Annotated in this window: 2 protein-coding genes; one reads left to right on the top strand and one right to left on the bottom strand. The window is 63.7% G+C overall.

The features are described 5' to 3' along the window. A partial coding sequence (locus VIZ63_RS17485) for a helix-turn-helix domain-containing protein (RefSeq protein ID WP_349261215.1) occupies positions 1-810 on the bottom strand: 810 nt, incomplete at its 3' end. Positions 811-861: 51 nt separating this feature from the next. Between VIZ63_RS17485 and pobA the strand changes: the two genes are divergently transcribed. After that, complete coding sequence (pobA, locus tag VIZ63_RS17480) at positions 862-2,034, top strand: 4-hydroxybenzoate 3-monooxygenase (protein ID WP_331610973.1); 1,173 nt, start codon at positions 862-864, stop codon at positions 2,032-2,034. Positions 2,035-2,166: the final 132 nt, after the last annotated feature.

The following is a 2,166-nucleotide window of genomic DNA, read 5'->3' as shown; positions in this document are numbered from 1 at the left end:
GCCGAGCGCATAGGCAATCGTCGAAACCGGCAGGTTGGTATAGACCAGATTCCGCCGCGCCTCGCGGATCAGGCGGTTGAGGATCAAATGCGAGGCGGTATCGCCGGTCGCCGCGCGCGTCACCCGATTGAGGTGCGTCGGAGTTATCGACAATGCGCCGGCATAGTCCGATACGCTCCAGCGCTGCAGATGGTGCTGCTCGATCAGCGCCTCGAAGCGGCGGAACAGCTCGGAATCCGCTGCTCCGCCTACGTGCCTGTCGCGGGCGAGTTCGCGTGCGACGAGCCCGGTCAGGGTTGCCGACAGCGTGCGCAGCACATGGGCACGGCCGAAATCCCTTCCGGCAAACTCGGCAAATATCTGCTTCATGGTGGCGCGCATCTGTGGGGTGCCGCGCAGCACCGCGGACCGCGAAAGCACGCTGCGCAGGCCCTCCGATGCCAGCAGCGTTTCATCCAGAATCTCGGCGGCGATGGTGAGAACCCAGCCCTGCGTTCCCGGCACGAAGCTGAACCCGTGCACCTCGCCGACCGGCACGTTGACCGCATGCATGGGCTTCAACGCGTAGACGCGTCCGTCCAGCGTGGCCTGGCCGCCGCCGCGCTCGATCAGCAGGACCTGATGCAACCGGGCGTGACGATGCACCGCGAAACTCCAGTCATGCAGCACCGAACGCGCCGCTATGGTTTCGCAATGCACGACATCCGGCAGGTCGCGCGACTCGCCGAAGAGATTGTAGACCTGGATCGCCGAGTTCGATCGCCCTGACCTCATGTTCGAATTGTACAAGAGAAAGGCCGATCCTTCCATCCTGTTCCCGCGCCGGATCGGACAATCTGCCGGGCAAGGGAGAACGCAGCGATGAAGGTACAGGTCTGCATCATCGGCGGCGGGCCGTCGGGGCTCTTGCTGTCGCAGCTTCTGCATCTGCAGGGCATCGACACCATCGTGCTGGAAAAATACAGCCGCGACCACGTGCTCGCCCGAATTCGCGCCGGCGTGCTGGAGCACGGCTTCGCCAAGCTGATGCGCGAAGCGCAATGCGGCGAACGGATGGACCGCGAGGGCGAGATCCACCACGGCTTCCACATCGCCCATGACGGCCGCCTCGATCGCGTCGATCTGCACAGGCATTCCGGCGGCAATTCGGTGATCGTCTACGGCCAGACCGAGGTGACGCGCGATCTCTACGAGGCGCGCGATCGGCTGGGCGGCAACGTCGTTCACAACGCCGAGGACGTGACGCTTCACGATATCGCGTCGGACGCCCCCTACGTGACGTATCGCGCCGGTGACGAGGTCGTCCGGATCGACTGCGAATATGTGGTCGGCGCCGACGGCTTCCATGGCGTCAGCCGCAGGTCGATCCCGAACGACGTGCTGCGCGAGTATGAAAAGGTCTATCCGTTCGGCTGGCTCGGGGTGCTTTCCCGCACCAGGCCGGTGTCGCCCGAGCTGATCTATGTGAAGCACGCGCGGGGATTCGCGCTGTGCTCGCTGCGGTCTCAGGTGCTGAGCCGCTATTACATTCAGGTGCCGCTGACTGACAAACCGGAGGATTGGTCGGACGACGCGTTCTGGGCCGAGCTCAAGCGTCGCCTGCCGGACGAGGTGGCGGGCCGGCTGATCACGGGACCTTCGATCGAAAAGAGCATCGCACCGCTGCGCAGCTTCGTGGCCGAGCCGATGCGCTACGGCCGCCTGTTCCTCGCCGGCGACGCCGCCCATATCGTGCCGCCGACCGGCGCGCGCGGGCTGAACAGCGCCGCTTCCGACATCTACTATCTGTATCACGCGCTGATCGACCACTACCGCAAGGGCGACGATAAAGGCCTCGATGGATATTCCGAGCGCGCGCTGGCCAGGGTCTGGAAAGCGCAACGCTTCTCCTGGTGGATGACGACGCTGCTGCATCGTTTCCCCGACCGGCTGCCCTATGACGATCAATTGCAGCAGACGGAAATGGCCTATCTGCTGTCGTCCGAAACCGCGATGCGTCTATTGGTCGAGAATTACGTCGGGCTGCCGTTCTGAACTGAAGGCCGGCGCGCAGGCCCGTATGCCACCAGAGGAAGAGTATTATAATACCATAATGGGATGTGATCGTCCCGGGGGAACCACGGCACACGCCTCAAATCGATCATCGTTAGCGGTTAGGGTTGTACC

This window comes from Povalibacter sp., from assembly GCF_036520495.1.
Classification (GTDB): Bacteria; Pseudomonadota; Gammaproteobacteria; order Steroidobacterales; family Steroidobacteraceae; genus Steroidobacter.
This window is presented reverse-complemented; position numbering and strand designations above follow the sequence as displayed.

Coding starts and splice junctions, on each gene's coding strand:
- pobA (WP_331610973.1), top strand. CDS start 862: ATGAAGGTACAGGTCTGCATCATCGGCGGCGGGCCGTCGGGGCTCTTG.